18 protein-coding genes, 1 pseudogene, 1 riboswitch and 1 other annotated feature are annotated in these 20,877 nt (G+C 36.4%); of the genes and pseudogenes, 5 read left to right on the top strand and 14 right to left on the bottom strand.

Annotated features, from left to right (window positions below):
- Positions 1-12: 12 nt before the first annotated feature.
- The gene (locus AN959_RS19475) at positions 13-735 is read right to left on the bottom strand and encodes an AAA family ATPase (RefSeq protein WP_056833221.1); all 723 of its coding nucleotides are present in this window, start codon (positions 733-735) and stop codon (positions 13-15) included.
- 49 nt (positions 736-784) lie between these two features.
- On the opposite strand from AN959_RS19475, the gene AN959_RS19470 reads away from it, so the two are divergent.
- From AN959_RS19470 to AN959_RS19460, 3 genes are all read left to right on the top strand, one after another.
- Complete coding sequence (locus AN959_RS19470; protein ID WP_056833219.1) at positions 785-1,387, top strand: DUF3298 and DUF4163 domain-containing protein; 603 nt, start codon at positions 785-787, stop codon at positions 1,385-1,387.
- Positions 1,388-1,433: 46 nt separating this feature from the next.
- Positions 1,434-2,231: a DUF2935 domain-containing protein gene (locus AN959_RS19465; RefSeq protein ID WP_256363938.1), complete on the top strand. Its 798-nt coding sequence runs from the start codon at positions 1,434-1,436 to the stop codon at positions 2,229-2,231.
- 96 nt (positions 2,232-2,327) lie between these two features.
- Complete coding sequence (locus AN959_RS19460; RefSeq protein ID WP_056833218.1) at positions 2,328-3,104, top strand: HAD family hydrolase; 777 nt, start codon at positions 2,328-2,330, stop codon at positions 3,102-3,104.
- Positions 3,105-3,660: 556 nt separating this feature from the next.
- Here AN959_RS19460 and serA read toward each other — a convergent pair.
- Positions 3,661-5,247, bottom strand: coding sequence for a phosphoglycerate dehydrogenase (gene serA, locus AN959_RS19450; RefSeq protein ID WP_056833213.1), 1,587 nt, complete (start codon positions 5,245-5,247; stop codon positions 3,661-3,663).
- A gap of 109 nt (positions 5,248-5,356) precedes the next feature.
- Positions 5,357-5,584 (bottom strand) — a binding site (T-box leader).
- Positions 5,585-5,907: 323 nt separating this feature from the next.
- On the opposite strand from serA, the gene AN959_RS19445 reads away from it, so the two are divergent.
- The gene (locus AN959_RS19445) at positions 5,908-7,272 is read left to right on the top strand and encodes an aspartate kinase (protein WP_056833212.1); all 1,365 of its coding nucleotides are present in this window, start codon (positions 5,908-5,910) and stop codon (positions 7,270-7,272) included.
- 40 nt (positions 7,273-7,312) lie between these two features.
- Here AN959_RS19445 and AN959_RS21175 read toward each other — a convergent pair whose 3' ends face one another.
- The 12 genes and pseudogenes from AN959_RS21175 to AN959_RS19390 all read right to left on the bottom strand — a co-directional run bounded on the left by AN959_RS21175 (position 7,313) and on the right by AN959_RS19390 (position 19,822).
- Positions 7,313-7,762: a GNAT family N-acetyltransferase gene (locus AN959_RS21175; RefSeq protein ID WP_253278953.1), complete on the bottom strand. Its 450-nt coding sequence runs from the start codon at positions 7,760-7,762 to the stop codon at positions 7,313-7,315.
- A 45-nt stretch (positions 7,763-7,807) separates the two neighbouring features.
- Positions 7,808-8,290: pseudogene (locus tag AN959_RS21825) on the bottom strand (NUDIX domain-containing protein); the annotation flags it as partial.
- A gap of 539 nt (positions 8,291-8,829) precedes the next feature.
- Complete coding sequence (locus AN959_RS19435; RefSeq protein ID WP_056833209.1) at positions 8,830-10,107, bottom strand: MFS transporter; 1,278 nt, start codon at positions 10,105-10,107, stop codon at positions 8,830-8,832.
- 159 nt (positions 10,108-10,266) lie between these two features.
- Complete coding sequence (locus AN959_RS19430) at positions 10,267-10,584, bottom strand: YbjQ family protein (protein WP_056833207.1); 318 nt, start codon at positions 10,582-10,584, stop codon at positions 10,267-10,269.
- A gap of 77 nt (positions 10,585-10,661) precedes the next feature.
- Entirely contained in the window at positions 10,662-11,945 is a 1,284-nt protein-coding gene (locus tag AN959_RS19425) for a globin-coupled sensor protein (protein WP_056833205.1), read from the bottom strand.
- Between the two features lie 161 nt (positions 11,946-12,106).
- Positions 12,107-13,864 (bottom strand): PHB depolymerase family esterase, encoded by a 1,758-nt coding sequence (locus AN959_RS19420; RefSeq protein ID WP_253278949.1) that lies wholly within the window; start codon positions 13,862-13,864, stop codon positions 12,107-12,109.
- 300 nt (positions 13,865-14,164) lie between these two features.
- Complete coding sequence (locus tag AN959_RS19415) at positions 14,165-15,445, bottom strand: nucleobase:cation symporter-2 family protein (protein WP_156316839.1); 1,281 nt, start codon at positions 15,443-15,445, stop codon at positions 14,165-14,167.
- Entirely contained in the window at positions 15,442-16,029 is a 588-nt protein-coding gene (locus tag AN959_RS19410) for a xanthine phosphoribosyltransferase (protein WP_056833299.1), read from the bottom strand. Before AN959_RS19410 ends, AN959_RS19415 begins: the two co-directional genes overlap by 4 nt.
- A 148-nt stretch (positions 16,030-16,177) precedes the next feature.
- A riboswitch (purine riboswitch) is annotated at positions 16,178-16,279 on the bottom strand.
- A gap of 91 nt (positions 16,280-16,370) precedes the next feature.
- Positions 16,371-16,664, bottom strand: a complete 294-nt coding sequence (locus AN959_RS19405) for a hypothetical protein (protein WP_053591978.1) — start codon at positions 16,662-16,664, stop codon at positions 16,371-16,373.
- Positions 16,665-16,765: 101 nt separating this feature from the next.
- Positions 16,766-17,674 carry a methyl-accepting chemotaxis protein gene (locus AN959_RS21975; protein ID WP_056833203.1) on the bottom strand — a complete coding sequence of 303 codons (909 nt, stop codon included), beginning with the start codon at positions 17,672-17,674 and terminating at the stop codon, positions 16,766-16,768.
- 25 nt (positions 17,675-17,699) lie between these two features.
- On the bottom strand, positions 17,700-18,788 hold the full coding sequence (locus AN959_RS19395) for an FAD-binding oxidoreductase (protein ID WP_056833201.1): 1,089 nt from the start codon (positions 18,786-18,788) through the stop codon (positions 17,700-17,702).
- A 2-nt stretch (positions 18,789-18,790) separates the two neighbouring features.
- Positions 18,791-19,822, bottom strand: coding sequence for a S66 peptidase family protein (locus AN959_RS19390; RefSeq protein WP_056833199.1), 1,032 nt, complete (start codon positions 19,820-19,822; stop codon positions 18,791-18,793).
- Between the two features lie 198 nt (positions 19,823-20,020).
- Between AN959_RS19390 and AN959_RS19385 the strand changes: the two genes are divergently transcribed.
- Positions 20,021-20,869 (top strand): neutral zinc metallopeptidase, encoded by an 849-nt coding sequence (locus tag AN959_RS19385; protein WP_056833197.1) that lies wholly within the window; start codon positions 20,021-20,023, stop codon positions 20,867-20,869.
- Positions 20,870-20,877: the final 8 nt, after the last annotated feature.

The following is a 20,877-nucleotide window of genomic DNA, read 5'->3' as shown; positions in this document are numbered from 1 at the left end:
AAAGTTTCATTTTCAATCACCTTCTAATAGTTCTTTCAAAAATTTCTCTCGGTGGTCCAAAAAATATTTTGTTATTTGATAATGATTTGTCATTTCATATTCTATTTCTTCAATCTCTCCATTATCAAAACTAAAGATTGTCGCATTTGGATAGCCTAATATAATAGGTGAATGAGTTGCAATTATGAACTGGCAGTCTTCCTCCGTTACAAGATCATGCATTATTTTTAAGAATGCAAGCTGTCTTTGAGGGGATAGTGCAGCTTCCGGCTCATCTAATAAATAAATAGCTCTACCATTAAATCTATTTAAAAATAAGGACAAAAATGATTCTCCATGAGATTGTTTGTGAAGTGACTTACCACCGTAACTTTGATTGCTACCTGGATGTAGTCTTTCCATCTCATCTATATGCGATGCAAATTGATAAAAAGATTCCGCACGTAGAAAAAAGCCATTTGTGATTTTCGGCATCCATGATAAACGCATGTATTTCCCCAATGCACTTTCCGACGCATCTACTTCATATACATTGTTTCTACTTCCCCCAGCTGTATTGAACTGACAATTATCAGCAATTCCTTCTAATAAAGTAGATTTACCAGTCCCATTTTCACCAACTAAAAAAGTGACGTTATTTGTTAATTCTAATTCTCTTAAATGATTTATAGTCGGAATCGTAAATGGATAGCTTAGTTCTTGATCTCGTAAAATTGTAATTTTCTTCAAAAACATATGTAGTTCCCCCACTCATATAAAATAACAATTGGAAAGGTGGTGAAAAATGGATTTACCTATTCTCATAAAAACAAAATATGTTCAATCACCAAAAGTAAACGTATCTTACCCTATTGTAACGAAATTACCTCATCCTCAGATAGAAAAGAAGATAAATAATGAAATTATTTCTACTTTGAACAAAATGTTGATTGAGGAAGGTTTTTATAATGAGAACTTAGTAGAAATGATCGGTCATTACGAGGTAAAAACGAATGAACGCGGAATTTTAAGTTTATCCTTATTAGTTTATTCATATACTGGTGGAGCTCATGGATTAACTATTATTCAATCATTAACTTTTGATGTGGCAACAGGTAAATTAGTTGAATTAAAGGATTTATTTGAACCAAATAGCCAATACGTAAAGATTTTGTCAGAAATAATCGAAAAGAAAATCGTCGAATGGGAAGTCCCTGTTTTAGAGGAGTTTAAAGAGATTCGTATGGATCAAGATTTTTACCTAGCGGACCACAGTATTGTTATTTATTTTCAAGTTTACGAAATAACACCTTATGTATATGGCTTTCCATACTTTCCAATCGCCATAAAGGATATAGAGGAAATTATTCTTGCTGGTGGACCTCTTGATAAATTGTTGCAATTCTAGTCATTTAACATCTTTTAGCGGGGTATGAATATTATAAGAAAAAGGAGTGATTTCAGTCAGTTTATTTGTGACAAGATCATTGGATGAGATTCGTTTTTGGTCAAGGATAATGAAAGAGCATGCCTTATTTTTAAGTTTGGGATTCAGTTTCGACGACAAAAAATTAATTCAAGAAGCACTGGAATTTGTTGCTTTGTTTGAAAAAATCGAAGAAAAACTAAATACCTATTCTTCACAATCCGATCCAGAAGAAATAAGAAGATTTAATATTCAAGTATATCAGGCAGCTACTGCGATATGGGCTTATAAAAGAAAGGTACTTGGACTAATATTACGTTGTGAAATTAGATCAAATAACTATGCTTTATTAGTGGATCACACAAGCAGAGAAGCAGCTTATTTTGTTAACCGATTAAAAGAGCTTAATGCCGGAAAGCTCGAACCTACACCTGATGACATTATTAAGGAAAATGTTTTCTTCCTTAAAATCATGGCAGATCATTCTAAATTCATTGGCCACCTTTTGGATCCTTCCGAAAGAAAGCTAGTAGACCAAGCACGAGAGTTCAGTCATGATTTTGACCAGCTTGTTTTTCAGGCACTCGATTTAGATTCCATGCGTCCAGAATCAGAAACTCCACCTATATTGGATCAATTTTTGGATCAAAATCGTGTATCTGTTGTATCCCTCAGAGATTTTAAAAAATCAGCAAGAGACCTAATAGAAGCTTGTCGTATAAAAAGCAATATTCACCCTCTTTTGGCCGACCATGTATTCAGAGAGGCAGAAAGGTTCCTTCATATTATAGATATGTTTGAAGAAACTCTTATTTCGAACAATTAATTATTTTGATTTGAAATTCATACGGTAACTCTAGTGACAGTCTCCCTTTACTGAGGTAAAGTAAATAGATAAGAAAGTGAAGGGAGTATTTAATAAATGAAGGCTATTTTTTTTGATTTAGATGATACTTTATTATGGGATAAAAAAAGTGTGGAAACCGCTTTTCATAAAACGTGTAAATTTGCAGCTAAGAAAGTTGACATTGATCCAATAGCTTTAGAGCAGGCAGTTCGAGAAGAAGCAGCCAAATTATACGATACATATGAAACACGTCCATTTACACAAATGATTGGAATAAACCCTTTCGAAGGGTTATGGGGCACATTCGATGACCCTACAGAAGAGTTCCAAAAGATGAAAGTAATCGTTCCAGTCTATCAGCAGGAAGCTTGGACACAAGGACTATACAAATTAGGCATTGAAGATGAGACTCTTGGAAAAGAATTAGCAGAGTACTTCCCAAAAATGCGAAAAGAAAGTCCTTTTGTTTATGAAGAGACATTTGAAGTTTTAGATCTATTAAAAGATAAATACATTCTTCTATTAATTACAAATGGTTCACCTAGCTTACAAAATACGAAGCTGGAAATTACACCTGAGCTAACCCCTTACTTCGACCACATTATTATATCTGGGGCATTTGGTAAAGGAAAACCAGACCCTTCCATTTTTGAACATGCACTAGAAGTTGCTGGAGTTAATAAGGATGAAGCGTTAATGGTAGGCGATAATTTAATGACCGACATCCTTGGCTCCTCTAAAATAGGTATGAAATCAGTTTGGATTAACAGAGAAGACAAACCACAAAATGAAGAAGTAAAGCCTACTTATACGATTAAAAACTTACATGAGTTATTCACAATCTTAGGATGATAGAATAAAAGCATACTCATGCCAATGAGTGCACTGAAAAACTTACGTATTAAATGACATGATTTTGAACAAAAAATAAGGCACTTGGGCACTTTCTGTTCAATTTTGAATAGAAAGTGCCTTGTTTTGATTTTTTCTCCTGTGCGATTTCATCCGTTTTCCCAATAAGTATATCCAATAGAATGACTTCTTTTAGAAGCAATCTGCGGAATTCTGTCTTATGAGCACTTACCTTTATTTCCTTTAATTTATTTGTAAGCATACAATGGTTGATTTTCGTTTTAGGCGGCGACTCCAGCCGGAATAGCAAATGTTTTCTGCACCGAAAGCGAAGCGGCAGGTGCATGAGCTGAAGACCCTGGACCGAGCGTAGCGAGGGAAGAGGCTGAAGCCATGCCGGCGGAAAGCGTCCGCCTTGAACGGAAATCAATGGGGCACAGACAAAAAGCGAGAATGTGAACGAAATGTCGTTCACATTCTCGCTAAAAGATACTTTGAAAAGTTTTTCAGTACCCTCTATCAATAGCTTTTATTATTAAATTGATTGGTACGTGCATTAAAGATCAATTGTTGTTGCATCTGATATATCTTCTAGTTGTTTCAACTGCTCAATTCCTGTTTCTTCGACATGTTTGTCAATAGAAAGCATCATGATTGCGTCTCCACCCACTTCAGAACGGCCAACCTGCATCGCTGCGATATTGACACCTTCACCAGCTAATAGAGTTCCTACACGACCGATTGCTCCTGGTTGGTCTTTATGACGAATAAATAATAAATGGCCTTCTGGCACTACATCAACGATAAAGTCATCTACTCGTAATATACGTGGTCCTAATCCGTTTAATAACGTTCCTGCCACTTTTCTTGTTGCTGAAGCTGTTTTTACTTCAACCGTGATTAAGCTTGTAAATCCTTTTGCTTTAGTTGTTTTTAATTCATTTACTACAATCCCAATGCGATCAGCATGAAAATTTGCATTCACATCATTGATCGACTCGCCTAGCTTGCTTTTCAAAAGACCCTTTACAGCATTTCGAGATAATGGTCGAACGTCGATATTAGAAAGTTCACCAGAATACGTAATGTTCACTTCTTCAGGAACACCGTCTGTCAAATCGCTTAAGAATGAGCCTAGTTTCTCAACAAGGTTAAAGTATGGCTCTATTTTAGCTAACACATCTTTTGGTACAGATGAAAGGTTAACTGGATTTTTTACTACCCCATCTTTTAAAAAGCTTACAACATCATGTGAAACGTCGATTGCTACGATTTCTTGCGCTTCCACGGTGCTTGCTCCTAAGTGAGGTGTCGCAATAACTTGCGGTAAAGTCAATAATCGATGATCAACAAAAGGTTCTTCTTCGAATACGTCTAGTGCTGCACCTGCCACTTTACCAGAGACAATCGCATCGTATAATGCATCCTCGTCTATAATTCCACCGCGTGCACAGTTTACGATTTGAACGCCATCTTTCATTTTTTCAAACGCTTCTTTATTAATTATATGACGAGTTTCTTTTAATAATGGTGTATGCACTGTAATGAAGTCTGCAGCTTTAATAACATCTTCGATAGTCCCAAATTGAACGCCTAGTTTTTCAGCTTTTTCAGGAGTTAAGAATGGATCATATGCGATTACATTCATACGTTGTCCTTTTGCGCGAGCAGCAACCTCTGCCCCAATTCTACCTAGGCCTACAACACCTAATGTTTTATTTTTCACTTCTACTCCAATAAATGATTTGCGATCCCATTTCTGATTTTTCAATGCATGGAACGCTTGTGGGATATTACGTGCAAGTGACATCAACATGGCAATTGTATGCTCCGCAGCAGAGTTTGTATTTCCGTCTGGAGCATTGACAACAATAATCCCACGTTCAGTAGCTGCAGTTAAATCAATATTATCTACCCCAACACCGGCGCGACCAATAATCTTTAAGTTTGTACCTTTTTCAATAATTTCACGGGTTACTTGAGTTTGGCTACGCACAAGAAGTGCATCGAATTCACCGATTTTTTCTCCAAGTTGCTCTGGAGTCAACTCTGTATCAATTACAATATTAAATCCTTCTGCTTGTCTTAAAGGATAAATACCATCTTCGCTAAGTGGATCACTGATTAAGATATTATAAGCCATTTTTTATATTCTCCTTCTGTTGTATGTGTATTTGTTGTGTTACAAATTTTATCTTGGTTACTATCCTCCTTTATTAAAAGCAAAAAAGCCCTTCCCCCCCTACATAAATGTAAGGGGCGAAGAGCTTGTATAAACTCACGCGGTACCACCCAAATTTACTGCATAATGCAGCATCTTAGTTAAAATGCTTAACGCGCATGACACGAATGAACCTACTATAATTGTTCAGTTCACCAATTCAAGAGTGCTACTCTACAATAGAAATCACTGATTTGCACCATCCATCAGCTCTCTTTAGATTCCAAAAAGTAAAATTTATCTCCGTCAAAATTGTTTAAGTTGTATTAGATTAAACCCATCATACGTTCACTCTTTTCAATTGTCAATATAGTTAAAAAACTTGAAAACGCTATCATTTAAAAACATCTTAAAAAAAGCCTGATTTGGCGCTAATTAAATCAGCAAAAAAAATTATAAAAAAATTTATTATTCGTGTTTTGATTGTTTATAGAACNAATAAAATCATACATCTTAACATAAAATAAATTATACTTTTTGAACCAAATATATTGACGTTTTACCGTATAATTTGTACACTGTATAAAATCATTTGTTTTTTCTAGAAATACAATATAACTTAATAAGTAAGGATATGATGATATGAAAGTTAGTAAATTCGGGGGAACTTCTGTCGCAAGTGCAGAACAGATTAAAAAAGTAGCAACAATCGTCCAGTCAGATCCAACTAGAAAGTTTATAGTTGTGTCAGCACCAGGAAAGCGTTTTGATTCAGATAAAAAAGTTACGGATTTACTTATAGATCTAGCAACAGCAGCTTTAAACGAAAAAGAAGTAGAAGCAAAACTTCAACTTGTATTAGATAGATATAAAGAAATTGCAGCAGGTCTTGGTTTAGAACAACCAATATGCGATGTAATTGAAGAAGATTTACGCCAACGTGTATTATTAGACACCTCGGACGAAGAATTTTTTATAGATAATATGAAAGCTAGTGGAGAAGATAACAATGCAAAGCTTATTTCTACATACTTTACAAGTATTGGACTATCAGCTCAGTATGTCAGTCCTAAAACCGCTGGACTTGTAGTAAATGATTATCCAGAACGTGCATTAGCTCTTCCACAAGCTTATGAAAACTTAAGCAAATTAAGTGATGTCAATGAAATAGTAGTATTCCCAGGATTCTTTGGATATACAATGGATGGCCAATTACGGACTTTTGATCGTGGGGGATCAGATATTACTGGATCTATTTTAGCTGCGGCTGTTCATGCTGACCTATATGAAAACTTTACGGATGTGGACTCTGTATTTTGTGCAAACCCTAGGGTTGTAAACGACCCAATGGAGATCGAAGAAATCACCTATAGAGAAATGCGTGAACTTTCTTACGCAGGCTTTTCCGTATTCCATGATGAAGCTTTGATGCCTGTTTATAAAGCTGGTATACCTGTTTGCATCAAAAATACGAATAATCCATCTGCTCCAGGAACAAAAATCGTCTCTGTGAGAAAAGGAAAACATCGACCAATTACAGGAATATCTGCAGATAGCGGATTTTCAATATTATACGTAAGTAAGTATTTGATGAACCGAGAAATAGGATTCGGAAGAAAATTACTTCAAATTTTAGAAGAAGAAAACATTTCATATGATCATACACCGTCTGGATTAGACGATATTTCTGTAATTTTCCGCAGTCATCAGCTAACTTCTGAAAAAGAAACACGGATTATCAAACGTGTAAAAGAAGAACTTCATGCAGAGGATGTCCATTTTCGCCATGAATTTTCTATGATTGTTCTTGTAGGAGAAGGAATGAATAACAATACAGGCCTTGCAGCACGTGCAGCAACTGCTATTTCAAGAACAGGAGCAAACATTGAAATGATTAATCAAGGATCCTCTGAAGTGAGCTTGGCTTTTGGGGTTCATAGAAGTAACGAAAATAAAATTTTACAAGAACTATATAAGGAATTTTTTGCACCAGTTACGATAGGTTAAACAAAAACAGCATCCTAACACAGTTAGGATGCTTTTCTTATCAAAGAGCCTTCATTCGTTTTATATTAGAAGTTTTAACGTAGTGAACTAGTGTCATCTTATCATTGACTTTCCATCTATCTTCGGTTTGATCATATCCCATCTTTTCATACAGATAGCAGTTTCTTTCCTCCTCTAGAATAGTGTCAAGTTCCCAGCTGTCAGCTTCTGGGTACATAGTTTCTAGTCGATCCATCACTTGTTGGGCAATCCCCTTCCCCTGACAGTCTTCTAAAATATTTATCATATGTAGTCGCATCACTTGTGGGGATTTCTTATATACATGGACACTTCCAACTAACAAATCATCCATATGGATTTTATAGAAGTCTCCAGTCTCTAAACGAGCTTTAAATCTTTCAAACGTTTGTAACACAGGACTTGTATTGTGATCCTCATATTTTTCATAAATAGGTGTGAAAACTTTTTTCTGTAACTCAAATAACTCCAATGCATCTTGTGGTGTTGCCTTCTTTAAGGAAATTTTAGATTGAATAATTTCAAATAAGGCTTTAAGTATAGAATAAGGTATAAATTCTCCGCTTTCGACAAGTTTAAAGATTTCTTCCATAGTAGCCCATTTCGCATTAGCCACTTCCTCATATTGTAGGCTTAAATTGTCGATATCCACGTTTTGCTTAACTAGCAGATGATCATCAAAACCTCGCGAAAACTTAATTGTAAATAACACTTCACATTTTTCCACTTGCAAATCAATTCCTAATTCTTCTTTTGTTTCACGTATAGCTGCCATTTCACAAGTTTCCCCAGCAAGGGCAGAACCGGCAGCAGCACAATCCCACATATTGGCCCATCCCTTTTTCCACGGTTGGCGCTGCTGAATTAACAACTCGCCTTCTTCATTCATTATCCAAACATGAACTACTGTATGAAAATCTCCTTCTTGCAACTCCTCGCCTCTTATATGTGATTTTCCAGTTCTCTCTCTTCTTTCATCATAAATATCCCAAACTTCCATTCTCTCACCTTCCCCCTTAAGTTAGATTGAGATAGTATAGCATGCATTCAATAAAGAAGTATATTAGATTATTGACTATATATGTAATTTATGCTATGATGAAGTTTGTTAACATTTTTGGTAGTGCATAAATCAAGAAATTTGGCATTCTGCTTTATGTGTTTTTGATTATACTTATTCACACTGGAGCGACTAAAGGGTCGCAAGGACGTAAAAGAAGGTAGGGTTTACGTTGCTTAGGTTAGAAGGCAACCAGTGGAACAATTTACCGCGGCATTGAAAGCTGAGGCTTTCATGGAGATTCTTCCCCAATGTATTGGGATGAAAATTAAATTCAAAATTTTATGTGTTACCATATACACAAATCAAGGGGTGTTTTCATTGAAGAAACACTCTTTAGATTGTTAAACATTATCATTCTTCGAAGGTGTACTATCAGACTGACTTGAAAACGTTTGTCAGTCAATGCGCGCCGTACAAGGCTTAAGCGAATAACAGTCTGAAGGGGTGTTCTCAATGAGAACACCCCTTGTCCAATTTTATACACTTATTTCATTTTGTCTTTTGTTATATTCCTTAAATGTTATTAGATAAATAACTCCACTTAAAACTGCTAAAATGGCTAAAATAACAAAAGTCCATGTAAAACCGATCCACGCTACTAATGGGAATACCAATGGTGCAATTGTCCGTCCAATAGTATAACGCAAACTAGCCGCCGCAAAGTATTGACCACGCATGTCTTCTGGTGCCAGTTTAGATACAAAGCTTTCTTGTAATCCTACTGTCATTAATTCTCCTAAAGTGAATACGGCCATTGCAAAAAGGAAAACCCAAAAATTTGCTGTGAGTGGAAAAATCAGCATAGCAACTGCATACATAATAGACGATAAAAAGAATACGCTTTTCTCCGGATATTTCGTCATCCATTTAGTGACGAAAACAGTGAACAGCACAACTAATAATCCATTCTCCGATAAAAGTATACCAAATGAACCTTCTCCAGTGACTGTCCATTCTCTACCAAATAAATTACCGAGCACTTGAACATCAATCGCATCTTTCATATAAACAGGTATCAACATATCTAATTGCATATACGTTTGAGCAAGTAAAATGCCTGCAACGACGAAAAGAAAAAAGACTTTATCCTTAACTATTAAGCCATATGCTTTTATTTGATTGACAACTACTTGTATCCAACTATTATTCCCGCTATCCTTAAGCTGTTCTCGCACTTCTGCAGGGAGCGTTTCCTCTGTTAAAAATCTTATTGCTATTCCAACTAAGATAAATATAATACCAGCTACTAGTAATAAAGCAAATCGATATTGAAAGAATAAAACTGCCCCAACAATAGGTCCTATAACAACAGAAATATTGATGGACGTATAAAAGACTGAAAATACACTACTTCTTGCTTGTTCAGGTACTACATCTGCTACAATCGCCTGACTTGCCGGATGATAGAAAGATCCAGCCATCCCAGCAATCGTAAATGCAATGAAACTAACAATTGGCGAATCCATCCATGGAGAATTAGCAAAAGCAAATAGTATAAACGCTATCCCTTCTACGGTAGCAGACAAGAAAATCATTGTCCTTCTCCCAAATCTATCTGCACAATATCCACCTATTAAGTTGGCACCTACCGAAAAGACCTGTGAAACCACTAGCAATATCCCCGCCATACTCGTTCCAAATTCATCAGCAAAGTAAATTGCTAAGAACGGAAACACCATCCAAAAACTTAAATTACTAAAAAACTCCCCAAATAAACGTACTTTTAAAGCTCGATCCCAATCTCTTATTCTCATCTTCTGTTCCTCACATCTTGTGTCTGATACAATTCTACCATAATATTGAAATAGTAGAAATATTGTTTTATCAATTGCAGTATGGGAATCATTTAGTATAAAAATTAGAAAAGTCGTAAGCTCATAAAAGCTTACGACTCCTTATAAAAACCTCTTTAATTAGTCACGGTATGTAACAGCAGTTCCCGTGGCAACACACATCATCATGCCTTCTCGAATAGTTTCAAAATCAAGATCAACCCCAATAACAGCGTTAGCACCTAGTTGATTTGCAAGAACCTTCATATCTTCCAATGCAATTTTACGACCTTCTGATAATTTATTCTCGTAAGCAGAACTTCTGCCCCCCACAATATCCGTCACAGATGCAAATAGATCACGAACTACGTTTGCACCCATAATTGCTTCTCCACTCACGATGCCATGATACTTTTCGATCGTTTTACCTTCTATTGTATTCGTTGTAGTTACTAACATGTAAATCCCTCCCTTTACTGATTATTTTCATCATACAATATTATTTTTAAAATAGCATTTTCAAACAGATTTACATGCTAAATTTGCTTAATTGTATTATCTAACAGCTTTGCTGAATCTAAAATTTCGAGAGATGCATTTCCAATCGATTCAACAGCTGTCGTTAAACTATTTATTTCTGTTCCAACCACTTTTGACTCCGCAGCAACTTCTTGTATCATTAATGAAATATTAGAGAAAGCTTGTGCAGTTAGATTACTTTCTGTTAAGCCTAAATTAGCTAATTGTTGAATAACCTGAATTGCATCCACAACGGTTCTTTGTGCCTCATTCGATTCTCCTACAAGTATATCTATTTGTTCCACTGAACTTTTTGTTTGTTCTGCTAGCTTTCGTACTTCCTCTGCTACAACCGCAAAACCCTTTCCATATTCACCAGCTCTTGCAGCTTCAATAGCAGAGTTCAAAGCGAGTAAGTTTGTTTTATTTGCGATGTCTTTTACAATTTTAACGACATTAAGTATTTCTGTAGAAGACTGATTTAATTTATCGATCATTTTAGACATAGAGGAGGTTTTATCAAATATTTCTTTGGTGTTATTAGTTAATGTATCAATTGTTTGTTTACCCTTTTCAGCAGTACGAATTGTTTCCATAGAGGTTTCAATTCCATTCTTGACATCGACCTTCAATGTGTTTGTAGTTCCTATAAGCTCTTCTACGGAAATACTTGTATCAGAAGATTGATATTCTAAAACGCTTACAATGCTCCCTAATGTTTCTTTAATTTTCTCCCTGATTTCTTCCTGTTCTTCCCTTGATTTTTCTGCAGCATATCGATCAAACTCTTCCACAACTAATTGTTGTTCATAGCTTATAATCTTACTAATTGCATCAATAAAAATTCGCTCTTTTTGCTTTGGAAGGTCCTTTAATAAAATTTCCTGTATAAAACTGTTGTGCAAATTGTGGCAAGCAGCTAAATACCATTTTGTTTCTAGTCCAATATGAACATGCATTTTTGCTATTTGCTTTCTTCTAATAATATAATCATCATCTATTATCCCATTAAACCATTCGGCTATGTGGCTTCGTAAAGTTTTTTCTAAACGTACACGTGAGCTATAGGTACTTATTATTTCCACCAACTGAGGATTTTCCATTATGGAATCGTAAAAGTGGCTTACTGCTTGGGGAATATAGTCTTCTAAAGTTAACTTCATTTCATTTAATGATTGAAGTACTTCTTTTGTTAATTTTATTAATTGAAGTTGTCGCAAACTTTCTTTCTCAGTCACGGTCAGTATCCCTACGAGATTGTCCACCGGATGTTCTACTTTTTTTCGTTTAGTTAGAAACATAATCACTTTCCTCTTTTCTATTGAAAATAGTAAAAAAGACTCCCTTTATATTTATGCTAACAAATCCACAATATAATTACAGTGACTTTTATCACAGATCAAATACTTCTTTAGAAACAAAAAAACACGAAGGAAGTATACCTTCGTGTAATATAAATATCCTAATTGCTATTAATAATTAATTTAGGTGCATAATCGGCAGTTTCTCCTCCATAAAACTCTATGAAATTAGAATTGAACCCCGCTAAAGTGTCAGCCTTTAATCGGAATTGAGTAATACCGTTTAAGTTAATCAGAGATAAACTATTGGTTGGAATATTAATGTCAAAATATTCACCTTCCACAGGTGAGAAACTACTTATATTAGATTGGGTGGCTGAATTGGAGTAATCAAGTTGTTCAATCGTTGAACCACTTCCAAATACCCCAGTTTTAATGTCTAATCGAAGTAATGAAATCGTGCCTTGTTTCGACTTAGGATATAGTCTTATTTTTGCAGATTCTATTGGTTCTGTTAGTGTACTTGTATCGAAGGATAAAATACCTCTATACGTATCCGTATTATACATTCCTTTATCCCCAACTTTAATCGTTGCATTGCTCTTTCCATCTGCAGTGTACTTTCCGACAAATCCATCTTCATTCCCAATGGATGATATAGATGTTTCATTTCCAGGATCATCTCCTGTTTCAATTGTATACGTCTCTGTTTTGACCGATTCGGAGTTATTTTCATTGTCCCGACTAAAGAATTTTAAAGTGGTGTTTTCTGTTATTGTAAGCGGTTGCAAATATATGGGCGAGTTAGTAGTTGGTTCAGTTCCATCTGTTGTATAGTAGGTCGTTCCTGGTTTATTAGAAATAAGCTCGACACTTACGGAATTATTGTAAGTTCCACCAGGTGGGGTTGCAGTTGTTACAGGATTAGTTACAGGGGGTTTTACGTCTGATTGAAAAAATTCCCACATTATTCTACTAGCATCAGGACCTTGTGGATCCGTATAGCTTCCTTGAGAACTTCCTCCTGACCACGCATGCCCCATATTTTGTATGTTTACTTTTTTCATCCAAATTTTTTCATCCTGTGCCTTGTAATCATATACGGTATAGCTTTTTCCTGATGGTACTTGTAAAATCTGAGTGTTATCAGCTTGATCATCTAGCCATCCTTCTGCTCCAGTTGCTGCTAGGCTATTCGTTACTGCCCATTGAGAAATGACTTGATCTCCGTTTATTTTATTTACTGTGTAGTCAGAAGTACCATGAAATACAATTACCTTCACTGGCTTAGCTCTACTTCCCATTGCGTTATAAGCATCTCTTCCTCTTTGAGCCGGACTTGATCCACCACTAGACATCGCTGTAAATGCTTCCGTCATGCTAGTCGCCGCCTTATATTCTAATCCTGCCCCAACTCCTATACCCGAAAAAACATCTGGATAGGTTGCGCCCATAATGACACTCATTGCAGCCCCAGCTGAAAGTCCAGCAACAAATACTTGATCATTCTGAATAGAATAATTCGATTTAATGGATTGCACCATGCCAGCTATCACGCTAGGCTCACCACTTCCGCGATTTTGATGACTTGTCTCAAACCAATTCCAGCACTTATTAGAGTTAGCGCTAGAGTTTTGCTCTGGATAAAGTACTAGAAATCCTTTTTTCTCTGAAAGCGCATTCATTTTTGTCCCTGTTGAAAACTGAGTTGCATCTTGTGTACATCCATGCAACATGACATACAATGGATAACTCTTACTAGAATCATATTGACTCGGCACATACAATTTATAGGTCTTTCCTCCATATGTTCCGGAGATTACCCCTCCTGAAGCTTTTGTCATAGAAGGTAAACCGACCATAGAACTAATTAACACTAGACAGAAAATCACTAACCAAATTCTTTTGAATCTTAACAATAAAACAGCTCCTTTCCTTTAGTTTGACCAATGGTAAGGGATTGGAGTTACAAATTAGTTACAAAATACTTTAAGTTTAAGATATTTTGTTTTTATCGCTGAAGGAAAGGCGAAGGCACTACACTTGTGCAAAGCTCCTTCATATTCTAAAAATCAATTCAGTAACAGGTTGGCGATTAGAACCTACTATTTTGATGACACCGTATCTAGGAGCAAAATAGCATGTTTTATTACTCTTGTATCTTCACATATAAAAAATGCCACCTACAAGTAGGCGACATTTCATTTTAAAGACCAATTTTATAGTTTTACTACTTTTTTCGAAGGAAGCATATTGAATAATATATTTAATATAATCGCTGTCATACTTCCAGCTACAATCCCATTACTCGTTAAAATTTGAATGCTTGTTGGAAGTGCTCCAAACAAATCAGGCACTACTGTTACTCCTAAGCCGATTCCAATAGCACATGCAATAATCATAGAGTTTTCTTGAGATTCGGTAATAATCGTGCTTAGCATTTTAATACCTTGCGCTACAATCATTCCAAACATCGCAATCATCGCTCCACCTAATACAGATGTAGGAATAATCGTTGTAAGTGCAGCAATTTTTGGAATAAAACCAAGAGCGATCAACATTCCTCCAGTGATATAAATAACGTTTTTCGTTTTCACACCAGAGATTTGCATTAGTCCAACGTTTTGTGAAAAGGTTGTATATGGGAATGAATTGAAAATACCTCCAAGTAAAACAGCGATTCCCTCTGCGCGATAACCCTTCGTTAAATCTTCTTTTTTGATTTTTTTATCTAGAATATCACCAAGTGCAAAATATACACCTGTAGACTCAACTAAAGAAACGATGGCAACCAAAGTCATCGTAATAATTGGGGACCATTCAAAAGTCGGTGTCCCAAAGTAAAATGGTTGAATCATATGGAAAATATCAGACTCTCTTACCGGGGTGAAATCTACTTTCCCCATAAATGCTCCAGCGACTGTTCCTGCGATAATTCCTAGTAAAATAGAAATAGCTTTAATAAATCCAGTAGCAAATCGATATAACAAGACGATAAAAATTAATGTTCCAAATGCTAACGAAATATTTGGAATGGAACCGAAGTCACTTGCACCTTGTCCTCCACCCATATTATTAATTGCAACAGGGATTAGAGTTATCCCGATAATAGTCACAACAGAACCTGTCACTACTGGCGGGAAGAACTTAACGAGCTTTCCGAAAAAACCGCTTATTACAATTACAACAAGCCCGGAAACAATAATAGCACCGTAAATAGAAGATACCCCGTATTCAGCACCAATAGCGATCATTGGACCCACAGCAGTAAAAGTACAACCTAAGACAACAGGTAATCCTATACCGAAAAACCGATTACTCATTACTTGTAAAATCGTTGCAACTCCGCACATCAAGATATCTACTGCTACTAAATAGGTTAATTGTTCAGAGTTAAGCCCGATTGCTCCCCCGACAATAAGAGGAACAAGTATTGCTCCTGCATACATAGCAAGTAGATGTTGAATGCCTAAAGCGGTATTTTTTATTGCATTATTCATCGCGTTGGTGCCTCCTCAAAAAATTCCACTTTTCCATTAGCTAACGATTTGATATTAGCAAGAGAATCTACTCGAATGCCACGTTCTCGAATAATGCTTCCACCCGTTTGGAAACCTTTTTCAATGACAATTCCAACCCCAGCAGTAGTAGCATTGGCTTGTTCTACAATATCAAGTAAGCCAAGCACTGCTTGTCCATTTGCAAGGAAGTCGTCAATTATCAATACAACATCTTCACTTGATAAGAAGTTTCGTGAAATAGATATATCATTTGTTTCATTTTTCGTGAAAGAATGTACCTTTGACGTGTATAAATTGTCTGAAAGAGTTAAGGATTTACGTTTTCTAGCAAATACAACAGGCACACCAAGAGTTAATCCAGCGAACATGGAAGGTGCAATTCCAGATGATTCTATCGTTACTATTTTAGTAACTTCTGCATCTTTATAACGAGTAGCAAACTCTTCTCCAATTGCTTGCATTAATGCAGGATCAATTTGATGATTTAAGAATGAATCTACTTTTAAGACATTTTCCGATAGAACTTTACCCTCTTGAGCAATCTTGTCCTTTAATAATTTCATGTTATTTGAATTCCCTTCAAGTATATTTTTACTAAATACAAAAAAGCTCGAAGACATTACCCATCCATATTTGGAGTGGAATAATGTCATCCGAGCTTGAAAATTTCGAATGGAAATAAAAGAAATATCGACAAAAAGTCCTACTTCTCTTATTTCATTTTCCACTCATAGTCAGCTTATTTACGGTAAGCCGGTAGAAACTTGCAGGCCTTATTCCTGCGATTATACGAGTAAAATGCTATTAGAATAGTTCCCATTATAGCACGAATGTTTTCAATTACAACGACCTTGTAATATATTTAATAATTCATAAAATTATGTAGAAATTTGTCGAATTAAAGTTATAAATTTCTTATTTTTAAAGACTTGAAAGTTTGAATAAATGGATCTGGATCATCTTGAATTTTATAGGAAAATACACCTTGATTGGTATGTAAGTATAAAATCCCACCACCAAATGAAAAACGCTTATGGGAAACATCATGAACATGCTGAAGCTCGAATTGATGTCGAGCCGACTTAATTCCTTCCATATTCAAACGAAGCTCATATTGGAGCTCTATTTGTTTCTGTTGAAAATAAAAATCTATTTGCCGCTCAATTTCTATATAAACAATTGAATGCTCACTCAACATCCATCCCTCCAATTCCACTATTTAGTGTACCATGTCCGAAAGAAATTATTACAAAAAGATTACTGGTGCCTGGCACCAGTAATCTTTCCGTAATCTATTTGCTAGATGAGTTTGATGAATTGGGCAGTTTGGGTTTCTAGCTTTTCTGATGCTTTGGATATGTCATTGAATTCTTCTAATGCAATTCGAATTTCTTCTTGGCTTTTTTCTATGCTAGCTTGAGACTTCCCATTACTAATTGTTACTTTATCAACTTCTTTTGTTATTCCATCGATATTTTCACGTACCTCGACGATGGATGCTTCCACTCTTGCCGCGAGCTTGCGTACTTCTTGAGCGACTACATTAAATCCTCTTCCGTGTTCACCAGCGCGAGCGGCTTCGATTGCAGCATTCAAAGCCAGTAAATTGGTTTGAGCAGCGATTTCTCTAATTGTTTGAACGATGCCCTTAATAGAGTCTGCTTGCACTTGTAGGTTGTTCAAGGTAACCGTATTTTCACTAGAAACTGCAGCAATTTCATCAATAGTTTCTAATAACTCCTGGCTTCTTTTAATACCTACTTCCGCACGAGTACTTAGCTCTTCGGACATATCATTTAGCTCTTCTGTTACAGCCATAATGGTTTGATGGCGATCAGTTACATTCGTTGCAACTTTTGTAACACCTAACACTTGCCCTCTTTCTCCAAATATCGGCATATAGGTTGCTTCAAACATAACGCTATTACCTTTTGCGTCTTTACGTTCCACTTTGTTTTGAATAGCCTTCCCACCAAATAATTCTTTCCAAAACATTTCATATTCTGGGCTCTTTGTATATGTTGCAAAACAAAAATCCCGATGGTTCATTTTCATTACTTTTTCTTTTGTATAGCCCAGTTCGTTAGCAAAGTTATCATTTACATATGCGACATCCCTATTTAAATCAAAACGAATAATCGCTAGGTTTTTTTCTAAAGCATCTACAACCGACACATCATTTACTTCTTCTACGTGAGAATAATTCATCCTTTTTGCCCCATCTCTTTATAATTTAAACTGGTGCGTATGCGGTTAAATCCAATACTGTTTTTTTCCCTAATGCTAACCGAGCTAATTCAGCTCCAACAAATGGCCCTGCAGTCAATCCAGAAGCACCTAATCCATTTGCAAAATAAATAGTCTCATATCCAGGTAACTTCCCAATAACGGGTAGAAACTCTGGTGTATAAGGCCTAAACCCTACGCGCACTTCCTCAATTACTGCAGTCCCCAAAGATTCCGCTATATATGTTGCCTTTTCTAATAACTCTACTTTACCTGCCTCAGTCACACGGACATCGAAACCGGTGTTTTCTTCATATGTGGAACCAGCCACCACTTTTCCATTGTCAAAGGTTAGTAAATATTGGTTCGTCGGAGGAAGAACAACCGGCCAATCTCCCGTTGATTCATTTTCTATCTTAAAATGCATGATTTGGGCTTTTTGAGAGCTCACCTTCATATTAACTCCCAGTGTTGCAGGAACTTCATTTCCCCAAGCACCAGCTGTTAAAATGACTGTATCCGCATCTATTTGATTTCCATCTACTAATAGAACTCCATTAGAAAACTCTGCATTTCCACTAATCACTTGTGCCCCTAGCTTTTGTGCCCCTTGAATTAATGCATCTCGCATAGCTCGCCCATCGACACGGGCTGCTCCTTCCACAAACAACGACGTAAAGTCCTCTGAAATAAGTGGAAACAATGCTCGCGTCTCATCACGAGACAGTATTTTTAACTCGCCGATTTCAGGTGCATCCACTCTTTTTTCCAATGCTCGCTCAAGCATTTTTTGCAGTTTTTTTTCATCATTCTGAAGTGCTATTGCTCCTACCTTTTTATAGCCAGTAGATGTTTCCCCTAATGCTTCCAACTCTCCAACGAGCTGCTTATAATATTTAGCACCATTTTTCACAAGCTCGTACCATTTCTTATTTCTTCGTTGGGAAATCCACGGGCATATAATTCCTGCTGCCGCTTCAGATGCCTGTCCTAAATCATTTCGATCAACGAGAATTACTTTCGCATGATGTTTTGCAAGATGATAGGCAGTGGAAGCACCTAATATCCCACCACCTACTACAATATAAGAAGACACAATTACTCAACTCCACTATCTAAAATAGAAAAAGTTACTCTCTCACAATCTATTTCAGCCATCGCTCCATATGGAAGAATAAATTTCGGTTCCGTATGACCAAAATTCAAATTATAAAGAATTGGTAACTCATTCAAATCTAGTTCCTTCATTATTTTTAATATAGATTCTTTGTATTCCTCATAATATCTCTCATGTTGAGGCTTTGCAAAAACTATTCCTTTTATATTTTGCAAAATTCCTTGCGAGCCATAATTCCTTAGCCAATATTCAATATAAGATGGCTCAGGTAGGTCCTCTGAAGTTTCAAAGAATAGTATACTGTCTTTCCAATACGACTCTTCCGGCCATAGAGAGGTTCCTTTAGCAAACTCTAAAACCTCGATACATCCTCCGATTAATCTTCCTTGCACGACTCCAGAGCCTTGCAGCAATTCATAGCCTTGATTTGGATTCATTTTACGTTGTTTATCTTTGTTTTCTATAAGCCATTCTAATCGTTCACTCGTCCATTCAGGCGCTGGTTTAACTTCTCCGATTATTTCATTTGTGAACAAAGTCTTTTTCACAGCCTCTACCGTATACGCATGCATCTCTACATTTTCAGCAAAGTCTGTCAGTATTGCAGGGCCATAAAATGATGAAATTCCAGCTTTATGACAAAATAAATGAGTTACTGTTGCATCTGAATAACCTATAAAAATCTTCGGGTTATTACGGATGACATCAAAATCAATATAAGGTAATAGTCTGATACTTTCACTCCCACCGATATTGGAAACAATCCCTTTTATGGTAGAATCCTTAAAGGCATTCATCAGATCCTCTGCTCGTGCTTTTGGATTATCATATAAATACTCCGCACCCTTTAAGCTATTTGGCATAGATACTACTTCTAACCCAAATACCTTTTCTAGTCGTTCGACACCCTGCTCATATCGCCAGTTCAATTCAGGTTCTCCAGCTCCACCCCATGACAAACTAATTGTCGCTACTTTATCCCCAGCTCGAAGCATTTTCGGTTTAATAAGCATGATAAACACTCCCCTTTATTACATTATAATCCAAACCATCCAAGATGGATGTCTAATTTTATAAATTTTGGGTATAAAGACAATATACATGTAATTCCGTTTGTTGATAAAGACAGTTTTCAAAGGCCTCCCCAGACTGTAAGATCTCATGGTAGGATAAAGCGTTTGTCAACAGTCTGATGAAAAGGAGTGAGATAAATGAAATGGAAGGGACGAGCTGGAAGCTCTAATGTAGAAGACCGGCGCGGTATGAGCGGAGGAAAAGCGATAGCCGGTGTTGGAGGGGGGCTTGGATTAATTATTGTAATTATACTTTCCTTTCTTGGCGGGAATCCGGGTGATATTATTGGAAATCTTGGAACTTCGGAACAATCAAGTACAATCCCCTATGAAGAAAGTGCTCAAGAAAAAGAATTAGCAGAATTTGTATCGGTAGTATTAGCAGATACCGAAAAGGTTTGGACAGAAATATTTGAGGAAAACGGTCTGGAATATGTGGAACCGACGCTTGTACTATATTCGGGCAGTGTAAATTCAGCATGTGGAGCAGCGGGAGCCTCTGTAGGTCCTTTTTATTGTCCAGGTGACCAAAAGCTTTATATTGACTTAAGCTTTTATCAGGAGTTACAAGAAAAATTCAATGCTCCTGGTGATTTTGCGATGGCATATGTGATAGCTCATGAAGTGGGACATCACGTCCAAACACTTTTGGGAACAACGGAAGAAGTAATGCCATTGCGCCAAAAATTGAGCGAAGAGGAATTCAATAAATACCTTGTCCGATTCGAACTGCAAGCTGACTATTTATCGGGTGTATGGGCTAAGCATGCACAAGGATTAGGTTACTTGGAAGAAGGTGATTTAGAAGAAGCATTGACTGCAGCAAGTGCTGTCGGAGACGATACATTGCAAAAGCAAGCAAGAGGTTATGTCGTTCCCGAAAGTTTTACGCATGGTACTTCAGAACAACGAAAAAGCTGGTTCTATAAAGGTTTTGAAAACGGAACAATTCAAGGTGGAGACACCTTTAATACAAAAACACCATAAAAAAATAA

This window comes from Psychrobacillus sp. FJAT-21963 (assembly GCF_001420585.1).
Lineage (GTDB): Bacteria > Bacillota > Bacilli > Bacillales_A > Planococcaceae > Psychrobacillus.
Note: the sequence above shows the minus strand (reverse complement) of the source record. Positions and strands in the feature narration are given on the sequence as shown.